The 22,438-nt window shown below is 49.8% G+C and carries 17 protein-coding genes; 12 read left to right on the top strand and 5 right to left on the bottom strand.

The features are described from left to right. The first annotated feature begins 13 nt into the window (after positions 1 to 13). The 10 genes from IKQ95_01755 to IKQ95_01710 all read left to right on the top strand — a co-directional run bounded on the left by IKQ95_01755 (position 14) and on the right by IKQ95_01710 (position 9,948). Complete coding sequence (locus IKQ95_01755; GenBank protein ID MBR4195419.1) at positions 14 to 556, top strand: flavodoxin; 543 nt, start codon at positions 14 to 16, stop codon at positions 554 to 556. 8 nt (positions 557 to 564) lie between these two features. Next, positions 565 to 1,695: an antibiotic biosynthesis monooxygenase gene (locus IKQ95_01750; GenBank protein MBR4195418.1), complete on the top strand. Its 1,131-nt coding sequence runs from the start codon at positions 565 to 567 to the stop codon at positions 1,693 to 1,695. Next, the gene (locus IKQ95_01745) at positions 1,650 to 2,285 is read left to right on the top strand and encodes a hypothetical protein (GenBank protein ID MBR4195417.1); all 636 of its coding nucleotides are present in this window, start codon (positions 1,650 to 1,652) and stop codon (positions 2,283 to 2,285) included. The genes IKQ95_01750 and IKQ95_01745 overlap by 46 nt, the downstream gene beginning before the upstream one ends. An 8-nt stretch (positions 2,286 to 2,293) precedes the next feature. Continuing rightward, a complete protein-coding gene (locus IKQ95_01740; protein MBR4195416.1) occupies positions 2,294 to 3,037 on the top strand; it encodes a carboxymuconolactone decarboxylase family protein in 744 nt (247 codons plus the stop codon). Continuing rightward, complete coding sequence (locus IKQ95_01735; protein MBR4195415.1) at positions 3,037 to 3,825, top strand: formylglycine-generating enzyme family protein; 789 nt, start codon at positions 3,037 to 3,039, stop codon at positions 3,823 to 3,825. The genes IKQ95_01740 and IKQ95_01735 overlap by 1 nt, the downstream gene beginning before the upstream one ends. 469 nt (positions 3,826 to 4,294) lie before the next feature. Next, positions 4,295 to 5,002 carry a hypothetical protein gene (locus IKQ95_01730; GenBank protein ID MBR4195414.1) on the top strand — a complete coding sequence of 236 codons (708 nt, stop codon included), beginning with the start codon at positions 4,295 to 4,297 and terminating at the stop codon, positions 5,000 to 5,002. Positions 5,003 to 5,403: 401 nt separating this feature from the next. Further along, positions 5,404 to 6,825 carry a PqqD family peptide modification chaperone gene (locus tag IKQ95_01725; GenBank protein MBR4195413.1) on the top strand — a complete coding sequence of 474 codons (1,422 nt, stop codon included), beginning with the start codon at positions 5,404 to 5,406 and terminating at the stop codon, positions 6,823 to 6,825. Between the two features lie 7 nt (positions 6,826 to 6,832). Beyond that, complete coding sequence (locus IKQ95_01720) at positions 6,833 to 7,507, top strand: ankyrin repeat domain-containing protein (GenBank protein MBR4195412.1); 675 nt, start codon at positions 6,833 to 6,835, stop codon at positions 7,505 to 7,507. Next, a complete protein-coding gene (locus tag IKQ95_01715) occupies positions 7,498 to 9,216 on the top strand; it encodes an ankyrin repeat domain-containing protein (GenBank protein MBR4195411.1) in 1,719 nt (572 codons plus the stop codon). Before IKQ95_01720 ends, IKQ95_01715 begins: the two co-directional genes overlap by 10 nt. Before the next feature lie 84 nt (positions 9,217 to 9,300). Next, positions 9,301 to 9,948 carry an amidohydrolase family protein gene (locus IKQ95_01710; GenBank protein ID MBR4195410.1) on the top strand — a complete coding sequence of 216 codons (648 nt, stop codon included), beginning with the start codon at positions 9,301 to 9,303 and terminating at the stop codon, positions 9,946 to 9,948. Positions 9,949 to 9,993: 45 nt separating this feature from the next. Here IKQ95_01710 and IKQ95_01705 read toward each other — a convergent pair whose 3' ends face one another. Then, positions 9,994 to 12,000 (bottom strand): TRAP transporter permease, encoded by a 2,007-nt coding sequence (locus IKQ95_01705; protein ID MBR4195409.1) that lies wholly within the window; start codon positions 11,998 to 12,000, stop codon positions 9,994 to 9,996. Then, positions 12,000 to 13,007, bottom strand: coding sequence for a TAXI family TRAP transporter solute-binding subunit (locus IKQ95_01700; protein MBR4195408.1), 1,008 nt, complete (start codon positions 13,005 to 13,007; stop codon positions 12,000 to 12,002). The genes IKQ95_01705 and IKQ95_01700 overlap by 1 nt, the downstream gene beginning before the upstream one ends. Positions 13,008 to 13,099: 92 nt before the next feature. On the opposite strand from IKQ95_01700, the gene IKQ95_01695 reads away from it, so the two are divergent. Both IKQ95_01695 and IKQ95_01690 read left to right on the top strand, forming a co-directional pair. Then, positions 13,100 to 14,566 carry an excinuclease ABC subunit UvrC gene (locus IKQ95_01695; protein MBR4195407.1) on the top strand — a complete coding sequence of 489 codons (1,467 nt, stop codon included), beginning with the start codon at positions 13,100 to 13,102 and terminating at the stop codon, positions 14,564 to 14,566. Positions 14,567 to 14,636: 70 nt separating this feature from the next. Further along, the gene (locus tag IKQ95_01690; GenBank protein MBR4195406.1) at positions 14,637 to 17,177 is read left to right on the top strand and encodes a calcium-translocating P-type ATPase, PMCA-type; all 2,541 of its coding nucleotides are present in this window, start codon (positions 14,637 to 14,639) and stop codon (positions 17,175 to 17,177) included. Between the two features lie 60 nt (positions 17,178 to 17,237). Here IKQ95_01690 and IKQ95_01685 read toward each other — a convergent pair whose 3' ends face one another. The 3 genes from IKQ95_01685 to IKQ95_01675 form a co-directional block, all read right to left on the bottom strand. Beyond that, positions 17,238 to 18,425, bottom strand: coding sequence for a hypothetical protein (locus IKQ95_01685; protein ID MBR4195405.1), 1,188 nt, complete (start codon positions 18,423 to 18,425; stop codon positions 17,238 to 17,240). Between the two features lies 1 nt (position 18,426). Further along, positions 18,427 to 21,351: a hypothetical protein gene (locus IKQ95_01680; GenBank protein ID MBR4195404.1), complete on the bottom strand. Its 2,925-nt coding sequence runs from the start codon at positions 21,349 to 21,351 to the stop codon at positions 18,427 to 18,429. Between the two features lie 72 nt (positions 21,352 to 21,423). Further along, positions 21,424 to 22,113 (bottom strand): M15 family metallopeptidase, encoded by a 690-nt coding sequence (locus IKQ95_01675; protein ID MBR4195403.1) that lies wholly within the window; start codon positions 22,111 to 22,113, stop codon positions 21,424 to 21,426. Positions 22,114 to 22,438: the final 325 nt, after the last annotated feature.

Genomic DNA, 22,438 nt, shown 5'->3' with positions numbered 1-22,438 from the left:
GTGTACGGTTTTGATGAGGAAATTTTTTGTCGCTGTATTGATGGTGATGGTGCTGTGCGGGATTTCGTGTGCTGAGGGAAAAACTCTTGTCGCTTATTTCTCGTGGAGCGGAACGACTAAGGCACTTGCGGAAAATATTGCTGAGGCAGGCGGGTTCGACATATTCAGGATTAGGCCGGAGAAAGATTACTCAACGGATTATGACACTGTTATTGATGTCGCAAAGAAGGAACAGAATCGCCGGGCGCGTCCGAAACTCGCTGAGAATGTGCGGGATTTCGGCGGCTATGATACTGTGTTTCTCGGCTGGCCGTGCTGGTGGGGCGATATGCCTATGGCGGTCTTCACGTTCCTTGAGGCTAACGACTTCAGCGGGAAAAAAATTATCCCCTTCACGACACACGGCGGATCATCATGGGGCAGAAGTCTCACGAGTCTGAAGAAAGAAACTCCGTCAGCAAAAATCGAAAGCAACGGGCTATCAGTCGGCGGGTCAGCGTCAAAATCTCAGGTCGAAAAATGGCTTGAGGGACTCGGATTTTCTGTTAAGAGGTGAAAATAGTCATGAAGATTATCGCGGTTGTAGCTGTAATTTTGGCACTGTTGAACGGAAAAGCATTCGCGCACACAGTTTTCGCGCCGGAAGGAAAGACTCTCAAAATTCATTGGGCAGTCCTCGAATCAAAGCCCGGAAAAATGTCCGACATGGCCGCAATAAGTGTGCGAACCGTAGCAAAGTCAACGCCTAACGAGGCCGGGACGTATTCACTTTACGGGGCAATCGACAAAGCTAACCCGGACATCATGCGCCTTCTTGAGATTTACGAGGACGAGGAAGCGTACACCGTCCACACATCAAGTGAAGGCTACAAATCGTTTGTCGAGGAACGCAAGCCGATATTCGAGAGCCTGAAACTTTTGCCCGTTGACCCTGTTGTTCTTGAGCAGAAGAAATCAGGCAATGGGAAATTCATTCTCCTGACTCTTGCTGACGTAAAGCCGGCCAATCTCGATGAGTTCAAAGCACTTACGGCGCAGGAATATTCGAGAGCAGTCGCAGATGAAGCCGGAGTAATGGGAATGTTCGCAACAAGTGAGAGGGGAGACCGTAATCACGTAATTCACATCATGGAGATATACGCGGACGAGTCAGCCTATAATAGCTACATCAATTCCGAGAAATACAAAGAGTACAGAAAGAAGGCAGATATTATGACAGAGTCACGCAAAGATTTCGATAGTCTCCCGGCAAATATCAAGCTCAGTGAAAAGGGATTACACCTTGACCCTGAGTCGGCAAATCTTCCGTTCCCAGTCGGCAAACCTAACACGGCATACGCGCAGTACTTTGACGGAATGAGCTATCTTGCGCCGATGTCGCTTGAGCAGGTTGCAATCTTCAATGTTACGTTTGAGCCTGGCTGCCGGAATCACTGGCACATTCACCACGCCAAAAGCGGAGGAGGCCAGCTCCTTATCGCCGTATCGGGACGCGGATATTATCAGGAATGGGGGAAGCCCGCCCGCGAGTTAAAGCCCGGTGATGTCGTCAACATTCCCGCGAATGTAAAGCACTGGCACGGTGCCGCAAAAGATTCATGGTTCCAGCATTTTGCCATTGAGGTTGCCGGGGAAGAAACCTCCAACGAATGGTGCGAGGCTGTGTCGGCGGAAGATTACGCGAAGTTGAAGTGATGAAATACATTCTGTATGTTCACGGCATGGGCGGGAGTCCTTCTGAGGCTGAACGCTTCAGGGAGATTTGCCCGGGCTTTGAGGTTATCGGCGCGGAATATGACGGCCCATTTCCCGCAAAAGCACGGGACGACATCAGACGGACATATGACGGCTTGCGGGGGAATGTTTATCTCCTCGCAAACAGCATAGGTGCATATTTCGCAATGCTCGCGCTTCAGGACTGTAAAGTCGAAAAAGCTATGTTCATCTCGCCAATTCTCGACATGGAGCGGGTAATACTCGGCATGATGAGACGTGCGGGAGTCTCCGAAAATGACTTGCGAATGAAGGGTGAAATTGTTACGGCTTCGGGCGAAATTTTGTCGCGGGAATATCTGCGCTTCGTCCGTGAAAATCCGCTGACATGGAACGTACCGACAGAAATACTTTACGCGGGCAATGACACAATAACTTCACGTGAGACTGTGAATAATTTTGTGTCCGGCCATGACGTGAAACTTACAGTAATGGATAACGGCGAGCATTGGTTTCACACTGAGGAGCAAATAGCATTTCTTGATGAATGGTTAAGGAGGGCTTTAGCATGAAAATATTAATGGGAGTGATTATGATTATGGCGATGAGTGTTACGGCTTTTGCGAATGTTGATGAGTTTCGTACGACTGACCCGGAATTTGCCGAGTTTTTCGGGAATTTCGCGGGCGTTGAAGTTCCGTCCCAGTCAAAATTAGACGCTCGCACAAGATACATGGCAATCGTTGCTACATTGATGGGCTGTCAGGGCATTGACGAGTTCAGAGCGGTGTTGCCGGAAGCGTTAGAGGCGGGCCTCACTCCGTCAGAGGTCAAAGAAGTAATCTATCAGGGGACGGCCTATCTTGGGATCGGTCGCGTACGGCCTTTCCTCACGTCAGCAAACGAAATTTTCACCGCAAAAGGAATCAGCCTGCCATTGTCGCCAGCGTCAACAACAACACCAGCAAACAGAGTCGAGAAAGGGAATGACTCACAGGTTGAAATATTCGGCGCAGGCATGAAGGGATTTCAGGACTCAGGCCCGGAGGAAACGCGCCACATTAACAGATGGCTCGCGGGAAACTGTTTCGGCGACTACTACACGCGCAAGGGACTCACACTCAGGGAGCGCGAGATGATTACATTCTGCTATATCGCGGCGCAGGGAGGTTGCGAGCCTCAGTTGACAGCACACGCAAAAGGCAATTTCAACATGGGAAATGATAAAGCGTTCCTGATTGATGTCGTGTCGCAGTGCCTTCCGTATATCGGTTACCCCCGGAGCCTTAACGCTATAACGTGCATAAACAAGGCGGCGGAATAATGAGACTCGCAATAATTTTAGCGTTCGTTGCGTTAATGTCGGGCTGTTCGTTTGCGGGCGAAATGGTCAGCGTGAAGGGCGGAAAATTTTTGATGGGCAGTCCTGAGTCTGAAAACTGGCGCAGTGATGACGAATTACAGCACGAGGTAACCGTGTCGGACTTCATGATTTCACCGTATGAGGTTACGCAGGCAGAGTACAAGAGGCTGACGGGCGATAATCCCTCGTCATTTCCCGGTGATAATCTCCCTGTCGAGAATGTTACGTGGCTTGAGGCCGTGAAATTCTGCAACGCAAAGAGCGAGTCAGAAGGCTTGAAGCCCGCGTACACGATTGACGGGGCTAAAGTAACGTGGGACTTGTCATCTGACGGCTACAGGCTCCCGACTGAAGCAGAATGGGAATATTCATGCCGTGCGGGGACTCGGACTCCCTTCAACCTTGAGCACTCAATCGGAGCTGACGAGGCAAATTTTTATGGTCATTATCCGTATGAGATTGAGGAAAATTATTTCTCACAGCACAAACTTACGACAAAGCCGGGAATTTACCGGGCTACAACAATCGAGCCGGGCAAATTCCCCCCGAACAAGCTCGGACTCTACGACATGCACGGGAATGTAGGTGAATGGTGCTGGGACATCTACGCCCCCTATGACGTGAACGCGAAAATGAATCCCACAGGCCCGGAGTCAGGGACTCGCAGGGTCAACCGCGGCGGGGGATGGAGTAAACATCTCCCACGCCTAAGTGCAGGAGCTTTCGGTGAAGATTGGTACACGGCCTAATGTCTGGACACGCATAATACCGCTCCAGAATACCCTTATTCGCCGGGGCTGGTTTACTTAGCCTCTATTCGGTAGAACCTTGAAAGCTCACCCGTTTACTTTGTTTTATGTTTACTCCGTCGCCGCTATATTTTTGGCAATTTTTATGCGAATATCGCAAAGGCCACATGCCAGCCTAGAACGGCTCTAAAACCGTTGAGTATTTATCCGTCCTTTACAGAACGCCCATTTGTTAATGTATTTGTATTCTAAGAAAGAAAAGGGAAAAAGTAAAGTAAGTTGGCGCGTTTCCTCCACATAGCTAAAGCAAGGACTCTCCGTGCATTATTCCGGCGGGGGAAGACTGAAGGACGACATATCGCGCTGGCTCTCTGAGAATCAATAGCACACTTCAACATGAGAATGTAGAATCGTAACCGTGCCTGCGAAAATTGCGGGTGCGGTTAATTTTTTAGGGAGTGAAAAATTTATGGTAAGCGGAATTTTTGACTTCATGTATTCTTCCGGCTCTGTGAAATTCTTGGGCGCGTTCCTCTGGGGAATGGCAAGCGTGATTCTGAGTCCATGCGGAATAAGCCTGATACCGTTAGTCGTGGGATATGTCGCCAACACTGACACACCGACTCACTTCAAAGCCTTCCGAATCTCCTGCGCTTTCTGTGTCGGAATCATCATCAACCTAATGCTAATTGCCTTCATCACATCGGGAATCGGCATGTTATTGGGAGGGTACGAAAGATTTTTGACGCTCATCACTGCGGCGGTATTTATCGTCATGGGACTTCACATCATGGGAGTGATTCACGTGAAATTTCTGGGAATGTCATCCCGCGTGAAGGGAACGGAATCACAGAGCATGAAGGGCGCAATCGTTCTCGGAATAATATCGGGTCTTGCTGTCGGGCCGTGCAATATCGGCTACGTGAGTCCCGTGTTGTCGCTGGCAATGTCGGAAGCCTCGCAGGGACTCGCGGGCGCAATAATTCTCGTGCTGTGCTATGCGCTGGGATATTGCGCGGTGCTGATATTCGCCGGGACATTCGCGCAAATTTTCTCGTACTACTTGCAGAGCGGTGAAGACAGCGTGCTAACGTACATGGTGAAGGCCGTGAATGTGATTTGCGGGATTGCGTTAATTGTCGGGGGAATATATTTGATTAGCGAGGTTAGATTCTGAGAGTCGGAAATTAATTCTGCACAGAAAAAAACAAGGACAAAATTTTATGCTATAATTCACTTGGTAGAGTAAAAGCACATGACTTATGGCGTGTACCGTTAGTCTTATTTTGTCCTGCGTTCATTATAACACAGTACGGCGTAAGATGATTAACAGTTGTGTGCTTGCAATTTTTCATACATGGCTTCACAAAGGAAAGGAGGCGATTAACATGGCGTACAGCAAACCGAAGACAGTAGCAAAGAGCGCGAAGAAGTCATCGTATGTTGCGGGCTGCCCGACGCTCACCAAGACACGCGGCTCATGCATTGGCTGCGAGATAAGTGGTTAGTCCACTCAGCAGTACGCCCGGAGTGAGTTTGTCCTCCGGGAAATTTTTTTATTCGGAGGAGGAATTATCATTGCTAGTTTGTCTCGCTAATGATTCATTTGTACGTTCATTCGAGGATTTTGGGTACATAACTAACCAGCGCACAAGGCAGGACAGAATTTACGACGCAAGCGGGAAAATATTTCTTCAGCAGCTCTCACGCAATCCCCAATCTACAGACGACATCACAGACTCGCTCATGGAGATTTTCACGGGAGTCAGCCGGGAAGAATTAGCCGCAGATTTCGCAGAGTTCGTGAATGATCTTGAGGCTGACGGCTTCATTGTCTCAGGAATGACGGAGGACGAAATCACCGCAAAAATGCCCCGCTTCAGTTATGGCCAGTCTGACAGAAAGACCGCCCCCCGCACAGATTTTGACTCATCGCATGACGCAATAGCAACAACAGAATTTTTATCGGACTACTTCAGGGACAACCCGCAAATTTTTTCGTTCCAGTTTGAACTCACAAGCAGGTGTAACGAACGCTGCCGACATTGCTACTTGCCAGGCTCAAGAGATTTTCACGACATGGAAACGGACTTAGTGATGAGCATTCTCGACCAGCTCGCCGAAATGGGAACGCTTAAAGTTACGTTTTCGGGCGGTGAATGCTTTTTGCACCCGGACTTCATTCCCATTCTCAGACATGCGCGGGAAAATGATTTCTCAATCTCAGTATTAAGCAACGTAACATTATTGACTGACGAAATAATTTCAGCCCTCAAAGACGCAAATATTGATCTCCTTCAAGCCTCAGTCTACAGCATGAACCCGGACGAACACGACTACATTACGCAAGTCCCCGGCTCGCACGCAAAAACGATTCAGAGCCTCGAAAGACTCATAGCCGCGAATGTTCCCGTTCAGATTAGCTGCCCGACAATGAGGAAGACTTACGAGTCGTACAAAGCTGTGCTTGAATGGGCGTATTCACACGGGATTAAAGGCTACACGGACTACATCATGATGGCGAGGACGGACAAATCAACCGACAACCTTGCGAACCGTTTAACGCTTGACGAGACCGAGTCGCTTCTCCGGGACATAATCAACTACGATATAGAATACCGCGCAATACTCGACACTAATGCAGAGCCTGAACCGCTTAATCCTGATGAGCGAGTCTGCGGTGCTGGTGTCGACTCGATGTGTGTTGCCGCGAACGGGGAATTTTATCCGTGTTCGGGGTTTCAGGGGTGGCCTTTAGGGAATGCCCATGAGCTTACAGTTTCGGATGTGTGGAATAATTCTGAAGCTCTCAAAAAGTTACGGGCTGTTACGCGGAAAGATTTTCCCGAATGTATGAAGTGCGAGGCTAAACCGTACTGTGCTATGTGCATGGTGAGGAATCTCAATGAGACGGGATCAATTTTCACAGTCAGCAAACATTTCTGTGATGTCGCGTTCATCAACAAGAGGCTCGTTGAAGAGTATATGAAAGGAAGGTAATAACGCTATGGGATTTTTCGGAAATTTGTTCCGGGATAAGAGCAGGGATGATGAATTTGTGAAACTCTGCTCAAACGGGAGTCTCGTACAGGTAAAAGAGGCTCTCAGCTCATGGGGATATGTCAAAGCAAAGGACAAAAACAGCGCAACACCCGTTATGACAGCGGCAATGAACGGGGATTTGGGAATCATCAGGCTGATTCTTGAAAAACTCGGAAGAGATTCCAGTTTCGTGAATTTATCCGATTCCAAGAAATTTACTGCCCTTCATTATGCAGTAACTTTCAATCCTAAGCATGAAATCATAAACATTCTGCTTAATGCCGGAGCATCGCTCGACTCTCAGGAAGAACACGGAATGACTCCGCTTATGGCAGCATTGAATCTCAATCAATCCGAGAAAGCAAAAATTCTCATTGAGGCTTCAAAAAAATCAAAGGCTGATATAAACGCAGCCGACTCGGAAAACTGGCGCGCCCTTCACTATGCTGCGCTGAGAAGTTCATTCCCCGAAATAATAACGCTTCTCGTTGAGGCAGGCGCAAAGACAGAACTCAGAAATTCGGCCAATTCAACCCCGTTAATGATGTCCCTCAACAATAAGAACGTTGAAATACATGAAGTCCCTCATAAAAAGCGGGAGCAGATTCAAACGTTGAGAACGCAAAGGGTATGCCGTTAATCATGCAGTGCATAACAGGAATTTACACGGGCGAGTCAAGCATTGAACACTTAAAGGAATTAATACGGCTCGGCGCGGACGTTGACAGGAGAATGAATGACGGAAAAGGACACACGGCTTTAGTTCAGGCGGTTGTCATGTCATGCCCTCCTGAAGTTATCGAACTAATCGCCGAAAACACGAAGAATATCAATGCAAAAGTTTCTGACGGTCATTCAGCGTACAGCATTGCTTTGTCTCTGGAGAACAACCCGAACGAAAAAACGAATGTTCAGAATATCGAGGCCGCTTTAAGCATTCTTGAGTCAAAAGGCGCAGTGATAGATTTTGTTGACCTCTGCAAAGCTGCGTCAGGCGAAAGAGTCCGAAAAGCTATCCTGAACGGCGCGGACGTAAACAAACCCGATTCAAGCGGAATCACTCCCCTGATGATGTCAATAATCGCAAACCCTACGGCGGGCGCATTTACTGCACTGTTGACTCCCTTTGCTACCGATGAGCTTATGAACGCAGACCCTTCAACACGGGATGTAATGATGTCAGCAGCGGTAGATTTGAATGCAAGAGACAATAACGGCTATACAGCTCTCGATCTCGCAATGAAAAAATGCAATGTCCAGGCAACAGAAATACTTAAATCACTCGGTGCGCGTGCAAATATTCTCAGGGATAAGAGCCGCGATGAGAAATTTTGCAGGCTTTGCGAGTCAGGAAGCATTGAAGATATAACTTCCGCCCTAAAATCATGGGGATACGCAACAGCAAAAGATAAATCAGGCAAAACCCCTCTCATGTGTGCCGCAGAAAAAAATGCTGATGAAAGAGTTATACAGCTTCTCATCGATTACGGTGCAGATGTAAACGCGGTAACAGAGAAAAAATCTTCAGCCCTTCACTTTGCCGGGGATAACACAAATCCGAAAGTCGCAGAGATTCTCGTGAAAGCAGGAGCAAACCTCGAAGCAGTAAACATTTACGGCAATACACCGCTGATGAGTGCCGCTTTACTCCAGAAAGACAACACAGCCACAATCAACGCGCTGATAAAAGCCGGAGCAAATGTGAACGCTTCACCGGGTTTTTCGTACACTGAAAACGGGCACTCACTCGGAGGAAAGTTTACCGTGCTGATAAGGGCTGTCGCTTCCGGAAAAATTGAGAATGTAAGAGCCGTTCTCGATGCCGGAGTAAGGATAAATGAATCCACTATTGTTATAATGGATGACAATTCGGTGGAAACGACAGCATTAACTCAAGCTATTGCCGGAAGATTTGAAGACATCGTGAAACTCCTAATAGAGCGTGGCACATATGTGAATGTAACAGAAATGAACAAGGAAGTTACGCCTCTGGATATTGCGTATCGAGGCGGGAATCAGGTAATAATCCAGATGCTGAGGAAGGCAGGCGCACGCAGAAACTTTTTCGAGCTTTGCCGGACAGGGACGCTTGCGGAAGTTCAGCTGGGAATCAATGTAGGCGAAAACATAAATGGGCGTGATTCAAAAGGCGGAAGTCCTTTAATGTATGCTGCTCATGATAATCATGATCCCAGAGTTGTTGAGGCATTGATTGTAGAAGGGGCTGACATACGTGAAAGGGTGTGGCTAGGCAATCATAATTACACACTCACTGATATTGCAATAATGAGGAGTAATTACGGAGCAGCACAAGTCTTGCGTAGTTACGGTATACCGTCAACGATGTAAATAATCTTGCTCACGGACATTCACATTCACACGGGGAATTTCAACGGGGGATTGTACTTTTCTCCCGAAGAAATTTCCCTCAGCATGAAGGCACTCAACGTTGAGCATTACTATTTCTCGTCAACCTCAACAGGCAATCTCCCATTCCGTGAAGTGAGGCGGGAAATTGAGTCGCTTGTCGAAATGAGTCATGGCCGGGCGATTCCGTTCTTGTGGGTTTCGCCGGGAATGCTCAGACATTCGCGGGACTTGAGGCAGTATTTTTACCGTGATTTTGCGGGGATTAAGATTCACGGCTTGCAGGGCTGGAATCCTCACGGGAAGGAAATCCGCCGGGCTGTCTCGATTGCGGGGGACAAGAAGCTTCCTGTCCTCCTTCACACTGGGGAACACGAAATTTGCAGGGCGGGCGCGTATATGAATCTCTGCCGTGAGTTTGGCGGTGTCAGAATCATTCTCGCGCATGGCCGTCCTATTGATGAATGTATCAGCGTCATGAAGGAATGCCCGAATACTTTTGCCGACACCGCTTTTATGCCAGTGAATAATATCGTCAGGCTGAGGGATGAAGGATTAATCACGCGGGTATTATGGGGAACTGATTTTCCCGTGATGAGATATTTTTACGGCACACCGCCGGAAGATTATTACCGTCAAAAAATTTCAGAGACATTAAACGCTTTGGGAGAGTCAGACTTTTCACGCATTACTCACGGTAATTTTAACGCATAAAAATTGCAGACCCGCAAAATTTCACGAGCCTGCAACATTTTCACATTAACGCAACGACAGCGCATATACTCCCACGAGAATCACGAGTCCCGCAATTGTCGCAGCAGGCCACACCATCAGGCACAATACGCCCGACACGGCAAGCAGGAGTCGCATTACGACATTCAGAGGCTTTCTGATGTATCCCATCCACATATACGCGAACGCAAACACCGCGCCGATTCCGCTCAGTAACGCCCAGCATATTTGCGCCCATGAACCCTGCATTAGGAGTCCCGGATCGTAGCAGAACGCAAACGGCACAACATACGCCAAGAATCCCAGCTGCATGGCCTGGAATCCCGTCTTGTTGGGATTTGACCCCGCAATAGAACTCGCCGCATATGCCGCCAAAGCTACAGGGGGCGTGATGTTCGAGATTATCGCGTAGTAGAACACGAACATGTGAGCCGCTATCGGGGGAAATCCCAGCTTCACGAGAATTGGCGCGCCCAGTGCCGCCGCGAGAATGTACGCTCCTGTTGTGGGCAGTCCCATTCCGAGAAGAGTCGCAATCAGCATGACAAGCACAAGAGCTACAAGCGGCATGTTCCCCGCGAACGAAATCACGAACCCTACGAGCTTTCCGCCGATACCAGTCAATGACACCGCGCCGAGAACGATTCCCGCAGTCGCACACGCAACGCACACTAACGGAATCCCCCTCGCGCCCTGCTCTATAGCGTCGATGAAGTCCCGCGTGTTCATTCCCGGATTGAAGTATGACGCAATCAGCATATACGCTCCGACAATCACGAACTGCATACCCGGCTTCACGCTGTCGGCAATCTCAGGGTAAAGCGTGATGACGACTCCGAGAGCAAGAGAGATTCCCGCCACAATGAACGCCATAACTTTTTGTGATGATGTCGTCTCCGGCTTGAAGTTGAAGAATGACACGAGCCACGCAAGCCCGATTCCCAGCAGTGCCGCCCGCATAGGCGTGTACCCTATCAGCAGGAACGCAATCAATCCCACAATCGGCGCAATCATGTAGAAACGTTTAAGCACGTATTCTTTTGACGGTAATTCGGAAGGGTCGAGTCCACGCAGGCCGGTCTTCAGCGCACGGAGTCTCACCATCAGGAATAATGCACCGTAATACAGCAACGCCGGGAAAATTGCGGCTATCATTATTTCACGGTACTGAAGTCCCAAGAATGAGGCCATCAGGAACGCCCCTGCGCCCATTATCGGAGGCATTATCTGTCCGCCCGAACTCGCTACAGCCTCAACAGCCCCCGCGAAAAATGGCTCATACCCGATTTTCATCATCAATGGGATCGTGAATGTTCCTGTTCCGTAAACGTTTGCGACCGCTGAACCTGATATTGACCCGAACAAGCACGACGATAACACAGCGATTTGCGCCGGGCCTCCGGGAGTCGTTCCCGTGAATGCCTGCGCCACACTCATGAACCAGTCGCCCGCCCCCGACTTTTCAAGGAACGCCCCGAATATCAGGAATATCATTACGTATGTCGCTGAGACTCCTAAAGGTGAGGCAAATATTCCCTCGTCCGTCAAATATAGCTGCTCTATGACTTCAGGATATTGAAACTGGAATCCCTGCAAGAGGCCCGGAAGTTTGTAGCCGTAAAGCATGTACACCGCGAATAACGCCGCAATCAATGACAGCGGAAGCCCTACGATTCGCCGTGTGCCTTCAAGCAGAAGTATCACGAGCAATGAGCCTAGCACTAACTGCGCTGTGGTGAGGGGGTCAATCTGCTGTATTCGCTCCGTTATGGCCGTGTAATTCACCATCGAATAGACTCCCGGTGCCGCCGCAAGTATCGCTAACAGCCAGTCATATATCGGGACTCTGTCTTTCGAGGCTTTGCTGTTGACGGGGAACAGCACGAACGCTAACGGAAGCACGAACGCAAGATGAATCGAACGCTGTAAATATGCCTCGTAGTTTCCCGCGCTGGCCGTGTAAAGGTGAAACACTCCCATAGCGAGAACATAGAGGTATATTAGCGTCTTTGTTGTGCCTGAAAGTTTACGCATTATTTCTTCAGCTCACTCCAGAATTTTACGCTGCCTTCATGCGCCGGGACTTTTTCGGGAAGAGCGATTGACGGCTCAAGCTCGGCCATGTCTCTCACTGCTGCTATAAGCGCGTCTTTATGCTCCCATATTGCTTTGTTGAGTTCGTACACAAGCGACTCCGGCAGATCTTTGCGGATGACTATGCATGTGTAATCGCCGACAACTTTAACCGGCTCTGCTCCTTCCGGGACTGACTTGTAGATTCCCGGGTCAATCGTGAGCGTTACTGTTCCGTATGCGTCCGAAAGTTTGTCAAGCGCGTCCTGTCCCACAGGCAATAATACAACGTCAACCTGGCTCTCAATGTTCATGACAGTAGAAGCAATTTTGCCGATTGAGAACGCGAAGCAGTCAAGATGATTGTCAGCAAGCAAATCCGCTCCGCCGTCATAGGAAGCGTATTCAACACTTCCGCCCCAGTCCTGAAAAGTTTTCTTGTAGTCAAAGCCGTAGCCCTTCTCGAATAATGCCTTCACGACAAATTCGGAGCTTGTGCCGGGCTTGAGGGTCGCGAATCTCATCGGGAGCTTTTTGGCGATTATGTCCTCCACAGACTTAATGCCGTTCTTCACCGCAAAGTCTTTACGCATGATGAAGTATGTGTACTGCGTGTAAAGGTTGGCCATGATTACGGCGTTGTTTACGACTCTGCCCTTGAAGTCTGCCTCGCCTTTGAGAGCCGCGCCAAGCAATGACGTTACGGAGAAGCCTAAATCACCGCGACGAGCGTGGGCGTTGAGGATGTTGGAGACTCCTCCACCTGATGAGCTTGTTGTCTGAGGGAGTCCCGCGCCTGTCCACATCTCAGAAAGCGCAGTGCCGAGCGCGAACCAGTTTCCGCCGGGAGGGCCTGCCATGAAACGGAGCTGATCTGGCCAGCCGGTTTTGTCGGTCTCAGCAAACGAACAGCCGATGAGCAATGACGCAATGAGAAGCGCAATCACAGAAATACGAATTGACTTCATGAATGAATCACTCCTGAAAATAAATTTTTGTGTGAAAATATCGGTGAAAGAAATTTTATCAGGCTGAAAGATTTTGCGTAACGTTAAAATTTATGAGGGGAAATAAAATCATGAAGGAAAAAATTTCTGCCATCCTGAAAACTTTACCCGAAAGGCCGGGCGTTTATCTCATGAGGGACATTGACGGGAAAATAATCTACGTCGGAAAAGCAAAGAAGCTCAAGCGCAGGGTGTCATCATATTTCCGGCACGTTCACGCCTCGCCAAGACTCCGCAAGCTAGTTCAGCTAATCGATGACATTTCCATTATACGCACTGAGACAGAAGCGGAAGCCCTCATCACTGAGGCAAAATTAATCCGGCGTTACTCTCCTTTCTTCAACATTGAGCTGAAGATGAGCGACAAATATCCCTATGTCAAAATCACGAATGAAGATTACCCACGAATAGAAATCACGAGGCATAAATCTGATGACGGTGCTTTGTACTTAGGGCCTTTTGTTGACGCTGGCAATATTCGGAATCTCATGAGGCTTGCGGAACGATATTTCCCGCTGAGAGTCTGCCGATCGAAAATCATTCCCGGAAAAAAGTCCCGGCCGTGCGTTGAATACAGTCTCGGCCATTCTATGGGAGCCTGCGCGGGACTCTGCACTCAGTCAGAATACAAAGAGAGAGTAGCCGACATAATATTACTATTTGAGGGGAAACAGCCGGAATTAGTTGAACGTCTACGTGAGAGAATGAATCAGTCAGCAAAAAAATTAGAGTTCGAGAAAGCAGCAAGATACCGGGACACAATCCGGGCGGTGTGGCGTTTGTCCCGTCAGAAAATATCATCAGCACTGCAGGAGGATTTAGACGGCGAAACATGGAACGTGCTTAACCGATTGCAGGAAATTCTTGGGCTGAAGGTTCTTGCGTGGAGGATTGATGCTTTTGACATCTCGCACACGTCCGGGCATGACACATACGGGTGCTGCGTAGTGTTTGAGCAGGGGAGACCGAGTCCGAATCTCTATCGGCGGTTCAAGATTCGGAGTCTTTCTGACGGTGAAATAGATGATTTTGCGTCAATGTATGAGACAGTGAAGCGGCGTTATTCTCACGTGATGGACAACTCAGAGCCTGCCCCGCAGTTAGCATTGATTGACGGCGGGCCGGGACAGCTTGATTACGCATTGAGGGCGGTTAAAGAGCTGGGCTATGACATTCCGATGATTGCGCTTGCCGAGCGTGAAGAGCTAATATTTCTGCCGGGCAACCCGGAACCTTTGCGGCTGGGACGTGATGACCCTGCGCTTCAATTGTTACAGCGGCTAAGGGATGAAGTACACCGTTACGCCATCACGACACACAGGAACGCGAGGGGAAAACATATGAGGCATTCGAGGCTTGACGACATTCCGGGAATCGGGCGGAAGAAGGCCGCGGAGCTTCTCGTGAAATTCGGGGGGGCGGGAAAAATCGCGGGCTTGAGTCGCGAGGAGCTTATGACTGTTCCGGGTATAGGGGAGAAATTAGCGGCAAAGATTCTTGAGGAGCTGAGAAAAAATTAGCGGTGTTGCCATTTCTCCGGCCATGAGGCTATAATCAGTCATCACACAAAAACAGGAGGAATATATTTTGTTGACTGATATTAAGGGTCTCACCGACTCCGAAGTCAAAGAAAGCCGCGAAAAATACGGCTCCAACTCCCTCACCGAGCTTCCCGGCGAAACACTTGGCGCAAAATTCCTCGCAAGCCTCAAAGATCCCATGATCATCATACTTCTTTGCGCTCTCGTGATTCAGCTTGTGCTTTTCGTCATGGGCCGGGCTGAATGGTTCGAGCCTTTCGGGATTCTCGTTGCTGTACTGATTGCGGGCGGCGTGTCATCGTTCACCGAATATCGGCAGGAGCAGAAAGCCTCACTCCTGAAATCACAGCAGGAAGCAGGCGAAACAACGAAAGTCATCCGCAACGGCACAATCCGCGAGATTCACGTTAGCGAGGTCGTAGCGGGGGACATCATTTACCTTCAGGCGGGCGACAAGATTCCGGCGGACGGCGAAATAGTTGAAGGCGGCGTGAAGGTTGACCAGTCAGCCCTCAACGGCGAAACAGAAGAGGCCGAAAAGCTCCCTAACACCGCGAATGAGTCCTACAACATCAAAGACCTGCTCAACAAATTTTACGCTTATCGCGGGACAGTCGTATGTTCGGGAGAAGCCTACATGAAAATTTCCGTTGTCGGCGACAAAACTTTATTCGGAGAACTCGCTCTTGAAGTCCAAGAAGCACAGCGGAAGACTCCCCTTCAGGTGAAACTCGGAAAACTCGCACAGCAGATTTCAGTGTTCGGCTACACGGGAGCTTCAGCCATCGTTTTCGGCATTCTCGCCCGCACATTCATTACAGGCAATCTTCCTGCTGACGGATTCGCGTGGGCGCGGCTCATCATTGACGCTATAACTGTCGCCGTAACTATCGTAGTATGCGCTGTGCCTGAAGGACTCCCTATGCTTACGTCCATGCTGATGTCCTTCCAGTCTATGCAGATGGCCGGGGATAATGTCCTTGTCCGCAAAATTAACGGCCTCGAAACAGCCGGAAGCCTCAATCTTTTATTCAGCGACAAGACCGGGACAATCACAGAAGGCCGCCTGACGATCGCGGAAATTGCCCTGCCTGACGTTAAAGTCTGTCATTCACTCGCTGACCTCGGCGCGGATTCGCTGAATGATATTGCGATGGGTGCAGGGGTCAACAACAGCGCAAGCGTGGGAGACGGTAATGTTATCGGCGGAAACAGCACAGACCGCGCATTAATGGCCTTCTTCATGGCTGACACGGAAATTTTGCGGAAGATTGAGACGGCAAAACGCAGCGTGAAAGAGTCCGTTCCGTTCACGTCAGACACAAAAATGGCAAGCGTTACACTTTCTGACGGCGTGAAATACATCAAAGGCGCGCCGGAGAAAATCATTCCGCAGTGCAAAAATGTTACAGCCAAGAAGAAACTAGACAGCTACATCAACACGCAGGCAGACCGCGCAATGAGGCTGTTAGCAGTCGCGAAAGATTCGGGCGACGGCATGGAGCTTGTATGCGTTCTCAGTATCCGCGACAATGTGAGGAAGGAAGCTGTTGACGCGATAAGGCAGGTGCGGAAAGCGGGCATTCAGGTTGTTATGGTAACGGGCGACAGGAAAGAAACCGCCGTAGCAATCGCAAAAGAAGCCGGGCTGATTTCGAGTCCTGATGACGTAGCAATGACATCACAGGAAATGTCAGAGAAGACAGATGACGAACTCAAAGCGATATTGCCGCACCTCCGTGTGATTTCGAGGGCGTTACCGTCAGACAAAAGCCGACTCGTGAAAATCGCGCAGGAATTGAATCTTGTTGTCGGAATGACAGGGGACGGCGTGAATGACTCGCCCGCGCTGAAAAAGGCTGATGTAGGATTCGCGATGGGTTCCGGGACTGAGGTCGCGAAAGAGGCCGGGGACATTACGATTCTTGATGACAACTTCAAATCAATCGCAAAGGCCATACTTTACGGGCGGACGATGTTCAAGAGCATACGGAAATTTCTTGTGTTTCAGCTCACTGTGAACGTGTCAGCGGTGCTGATATGCTTCCTTGGGCCATTGTTCGGTCAGAATGTCATTCTCACGGTGATACAGTTGCTGCTGATAAATCTTGCTATGGACACGTTAGCGGCTATTGCGTTCGGTTCGGAGCCTCCGAGGGACGAATACATGAACGAGAAGCCGATACCCCGCGACGAGAACATAATCACGTCCGAAATGTTAGGGCAGATTCTCACGGGTGCGGCGTATATCACGGTGATATGCCTTGCGGTGTTGTTCGTGCCGAAAGTGCGCGTGCTTTTCGGGGCGGTCGATGTGATGTATCTGCGGACGGCGGTATTTGCGCTCTTCATGATGGCGATAACGTTCAACGGGCTTGCTATGGCAACGTCAAAAAATTGCGTGTTCGTGATGATGTTCATATTCGTCATGCAGTGGGCGTTTGTTGAGTTCGGCGGGGAAATGTTAAGCGTTGAGGCATTGAGCCTTGACTCGTGGCTTAACTGCTTTGTGCTTGCGGTGCTTGTAGTGCCGTTCAGGTTCGCGGGAAAATTCCTTCTCGCTAAATATCTTCCTCAGCTCGCAAAATAATTCGGCCCAAAAATTATCCCTCCTCTAATTTTCAGGGGAGGGATTTTTGTTTCAGGCTTACTACTTCATTTTGAGGCGCAAGATTCTTTTCACGCTCTCATTGATTCGTGTCTCGGAAATTCTCCCGGACTCTACAGCGTCAACAACAGCATCAAACGCCGCGCAGTAATCATACGGCAAAAGCACAATGTCAACTCCAGCTTCAACCGCCATAACAGCCGCCATTCCGCTGGGATACGTTTGGTTTATCGCTCCCATCTCCATCGAGTCGGTGATGATTACTCCGTCATAGCCCAGTTCACCGCGTAATTTCTCCGTCAGCACCGTGTGAGAGAGAGTCGCGGGCAAATCATCGCTGGTAACATTCTTCATTGTGATATGCTCCGTCATAATCATGTCCGTCTTGCTGAAGTTGTCGATGAAGGGAATCAGCTCCGTGTTCAATAGTTCGTCCCACGTTTTGTAGACAGCAACATAGCCCGTGTGAGTGTCTTGCGTAGTGTCGCCGTGTCCGGGAAAATGTTTCAGCGTTCCCATTACCCCCCGCGAGTGAAGGCCGTCAAGATACGCGCCCGCCATTTCTGACACAAGAGCCGCCGTTGTCCCGAATGAACGATCGCCGATCACTATATTGTCCGGGTTCGTGTTGATGTCAGCGACAGGGGCAAAGTCTAAGTTAAAGCCGTAATCACTCAGGTAACCGCCGATGTAATTCGCTGCGTTGTATGCGTTCTGAGGGTCTCCGGTTTTGCCGATTGACTCCATTGTGCCGATGTTCTGAATTTCCGCGTCAAAACTTTTCTTGTTCGCCAGCCGCGCAACTCTTCCGCCTTCCTCATCAATACCTATAAACGGATATATATTGCTCGCGCCGTAAAGGTCTGAGATTAACCGCTTCACCTGCGAGGGCGTATCAAGATTCTGTGTGAATAGCGCGAAACCTCCCGCCGGATAATCTTTCAGCGTTGACTTCATTTCGTCCGTCAGCGTGTAAAGTACCGTCTGAATATCCGCGTCCTTTGAGGCAATTTTCTGCCACAATTCACCGGGCGTAATTTCAGCGTAAAGAGTCTCAGGCCGAATCATGAACATCTGCCCAACTTTTTCACGCAGAGTCATTGATGAGACAACCGCATCGAGTCCTGACTCTATCTGCACAAGAGAACCGCTTGACCCTCCGCAGCCCCCGGCCATGATTACAGCCGACAATAACGCGCAGAATATCAGCGGGAAATTTTTGCGTTTCATGTTAGAGATTTCCTTTCCTCCGTCTGAGGATGATACCTGAGAGCGCGAACAAGACCCCTAACGCCGGGAGACTCATGTTACAGCCTCCGCTTGTCCCGCTCAAGCCGATAACCTCTTCCTGTGTGGTGGTCTGTTCCTGTGTGGTGGTCTGTTCCTGTGTGGTGGTCTGTTCCTGTGTGGTAGTCTGTTCCTGCGTAGTAGTCTGTTCCTGCGTAGTAGTCTGCTCCTGCGTGGTAGTCTCTTCCTGCTCTGAAGCCTCTGTGCCGAATGTGATAGGCTCATAATCCGTCCACGTAGTGCCGTCCGTTGAAATTTGCACGGGGATCGTGTAAGAACCTTTCAGCAGAGTCGCGCCCGCAATTGTAACAACAGCAACATCGACTCTTTCCGCAGGAGTCGTTTTTGCCGACGAAGGACTCACCGCAACCCTAAGCCCCGCAGGAACATCAACGCTCCAGCATACCGCCGTATCATTCGAGAGCGTGAATATTTCTGACGTTGCATTGGCTGTATAGTCGCCGGATGTGTCCTCTGAGATTATCGGGTTGATTTTGTAGTAGTACACGATTTCCGCGCTGTCATTGCTTGTTGTTGAGCTTGTTTTCACCCTTGCCACAAGCGCATATTCCGCAGCCGAACCGCTCACAGCTCCGCCGATTGTTACCGGGCCTGTGTACGGGACATTTGACGCGCCGTCATTGCCCGTGAAGCTGGCGACCCTGTACTCCACAGCACCGTCAGAGTCATTCGCCGCCCGGAGAACGACTGACTGAGGGCCGTTGTATTCGCCTTCAGGAAGGACGCTGTAAGGAGGGCTGACTCTCGGAAGTCCGGCAACGTATACATTTGCTGTTACGTCTGTGCTAACGTCCGCAGAAATTGTGAGGCTTCCGCCGCTTACTGTCCCCCCGTAAACATAGAGCAGGGGATCACGTGTACCCGCAGAAAGCTCCGCTGTTGTCTCAGTCCAAACATCACCGCTCAATGTCTCATTGATGGCGAAAATTTCCGGCGTTCCCCATGTTACTGAAAGCGAATGCGCCGCGTTGTCGCTGCCTGTGCCTGTCAGTGTTGAGGGAAGCGCTAAGGCCGGGTTCATTCCGTGCAGGGCGAACAAGTCAGATATAGAGTCAATGTCAACAATAACGGCTGTATCCGAGGCAGTCGGGCTTGTTGGCGTGAATGCCGCGGGCGTGGCTAAAACTGGCAGTGTCTCATCGTTATAGAGCGAGTCCTGCGCCCTGAGCCATGAGAACGTTACTTCAGGGTAGTGATTCAGCCCTATGAGTCCTATATTGCCGATTAATGTCGCAATCTGGGACATCCCAAGAGTCCCGTGAAGGTGATTGCCTGCGTCAGCCGCTGAGAAGGTGAGAATCAGGTTAAGGACTATCGGAAGCGTGGCTCTTTCGATCTTTTCTCCCACAGGGAACGGAGGATCAAGGAGGGCGATAATATTCCTGTCAAAGAAATTTATTACCCTGTTGACGTACATGGGCTTGTAGCGGAAGCCGGGGTTGAACCAATAAGGAAATGCGTTGAAGAAAGGCTTGGCGAGTGAAACAAGATCGAAATTGCCTGAGCCTGATGACTGAAACATAGATAGCAATCCCGACAGTGAGCCGCCCCCGTACAGAACCATAAACTCCCTCAATGCCCGCTGAAGATTTCCGTATGATATGCGCCGTCCGTAGATTTCTTCAGCAGCCCCGGTGTAAACATTTCGGGTCAGCCCCGCCCATGCAACAAGATTCGCGGCGAACTCGTCAAAATATTCGTCTATAGTAATCTGCTCAGTACCCTGCGTTAATGCGTAGCCCGTCATAGTTTCGTTGTAGCCGAGTCCCCTTACCGCAAATGTGTCTGTGAATCCCGGTGCCAAATATGGGTTGACCGCTGAAAGCTGTGTGAGCATATTCGCCCTGACAGTCTGATATTCCCCGGATGATGTCTTGTAGTAAGTGTTGTCGTACAATATGCCGTAATCATCACTCCGAACAGTTCCGGGATTTGAGCCGGGTATGTAGTGGTCAACGCCGTAACGCTTGAATCCCATAGCATAGGGCGCGACTCTCGGCACAAGGTCCCCGCGGTTGACTACGCTGTGAATACATCTGTAATCAGAGCCGGATTTTTCCTCACCCGCAAATCCTCCTACGGCAGGTTCGAGGCCGTAAGCAAAAATTTTGTTCCCCGCCGCTGAATACTCATCAACGAGGCGTTTTGCCGTCAGGTTAGTAGCAGCTCCGGCGCGTGAATATCCCGCAACCCAGAATACCACATCACCGCTTGCGATTTCGTCCTGCAAATTTTTCCGCGCAATGTATCTCTTCACCTCGCCGAAAACTTTTCGGGCCGCCTCGCCGAATCCCTGAGCTTCTCCGGTCTTGCCTAATGTAACGTTGCTGACCCATTCAAGCTCGTAATTTGACCCGCGAATAGCAACAGGGATAAGGACTCTTCCGTCTGAAAGCTCCTTCATTCCGATTGTTACGCCGATTGAGTCGGCCTGCGGCTTTATCATGCTGTAGCGGTTCGAGTATATGTCCTCACTTGCGACTCCGATTTCCGCCATGTAGTTTACGATGTTCCTGCGCTTTTCGGGGTAATCGCCCTCGTTGGAGTAGAAACCCGACATTGCCATACAAATTGAGGCTGTAGCGAGATGAGCGTTATACGTGTAAGGGGCTTCCGCGAAAAATCCGTCAGAGTAAAAGAATCTCGCCGGAATATCTATCAGATCGTCATCTGTATTTGCGACTGCTGACGGAAAAAAGAACACGCCTTTGATGAGTGTGTAATTGTCCCCGCTGGCAGTAGTATAACCGCCTGTTACTGTCTCCGCCGACATTGCCGGCAAAGGGAGAGCTACCGCCATCATGACCGCAAGAACACACACGGCCATCTTAAAACCTGAAAATTTCATTGGATTTATTGCTCCTTGTCAAAAAAATTCCTGCACATCATGACCGAGATATGCAGGAGAAAATTTTTCTTGTTACTTCACCGGGAAATCAAAATACGTGTCGGGGTACGGCTCATTCTCAAGCGTGAAGTGCCACCACTCTGAATAAAGCGGCTTGAACCCGTGCTTTGTCATGGCCTCGCGGAGAATCATACGATTGCTGTACTGTCTCGGCGTGATTCCCTTGTAGTCAGGGTGCGACTTCTCCCCGAAATAGTCGAACGTCCCGCCCATGTCTGACTCTCGCTCCGTACTCATGTCGAACAGCGTCAAATCAACCGTGCTTCCGCGACTATGCCCGGACTTGTACATGATATAGTCCTGCTCGAAAAGCACAGACTTGTCTAACTCCGGGTAAAAGTACTCCTTCATTTTCGTGTCATCAATTTTCTGCGCCCATTCCGCAAAATGATTCACTGCCGTCTGCGGCCTGTATGCGTCAAAAATCTTCAGCCTGTAACCTTTCGCGACAAGCTCATCACTCACTTCACGCAATGCCTTTGCCGCGGCCTTTGTGAGATATGCTACAGGGCGTTCATACCCGCGAATCCTGCTGCCCACAAAGTTATACGTTGAGTAGTAGCGGATCTCAAGTATTGCATCCGGGACAGCCTCAGACAAAAGCACAAAGTCAGACGAATCCACCGAGATTTTGTCAGCAGAAAACGCCGGAGAAATTATGCACAGAGAAAGCGCGAACACCGCAAAAATTTTCGTCATCATCAAAAAAATTGCGCCGGATACCCCTTGCTTTCGCTATGGGGAGGAGGCGCATACCTCCTATTTCTTGTTGTAACGCCCAAGAGCGTGCGGGCTTTATATCTGCTAACATGAAACAGACCTCCGCCCGCTAGAGTTATAATCCTTCGCCAATGTTGTCCTGCGGTTTATACGATTACAGCACCGTTCCTGCCTCTCAGAGCTTTTAACCATAATCCTTAGAGCTGCAAGTTAGGATTTACGCTCGCAGGTAACTATATATTCGCAGGCAACGTAGCTTGCGCTAAGGCTAGTCAGTCAAGGCTTTTACAAGCCTCCGGCTTTAGCC

It is taken from the genome of Synergistaceae bacterium, from assembly GCA_017540085.1.
Taxonomy (GTDB): domain Bacteria; phylum Synergistota; class Synergistia; order Synergistales; family Aminobacteriaceae; genus JAFUXM01.
Note: the sequence above shows the minus strand (reverse complement) of the source record. Positions and strands in the feature narration are given on the sequence as shown.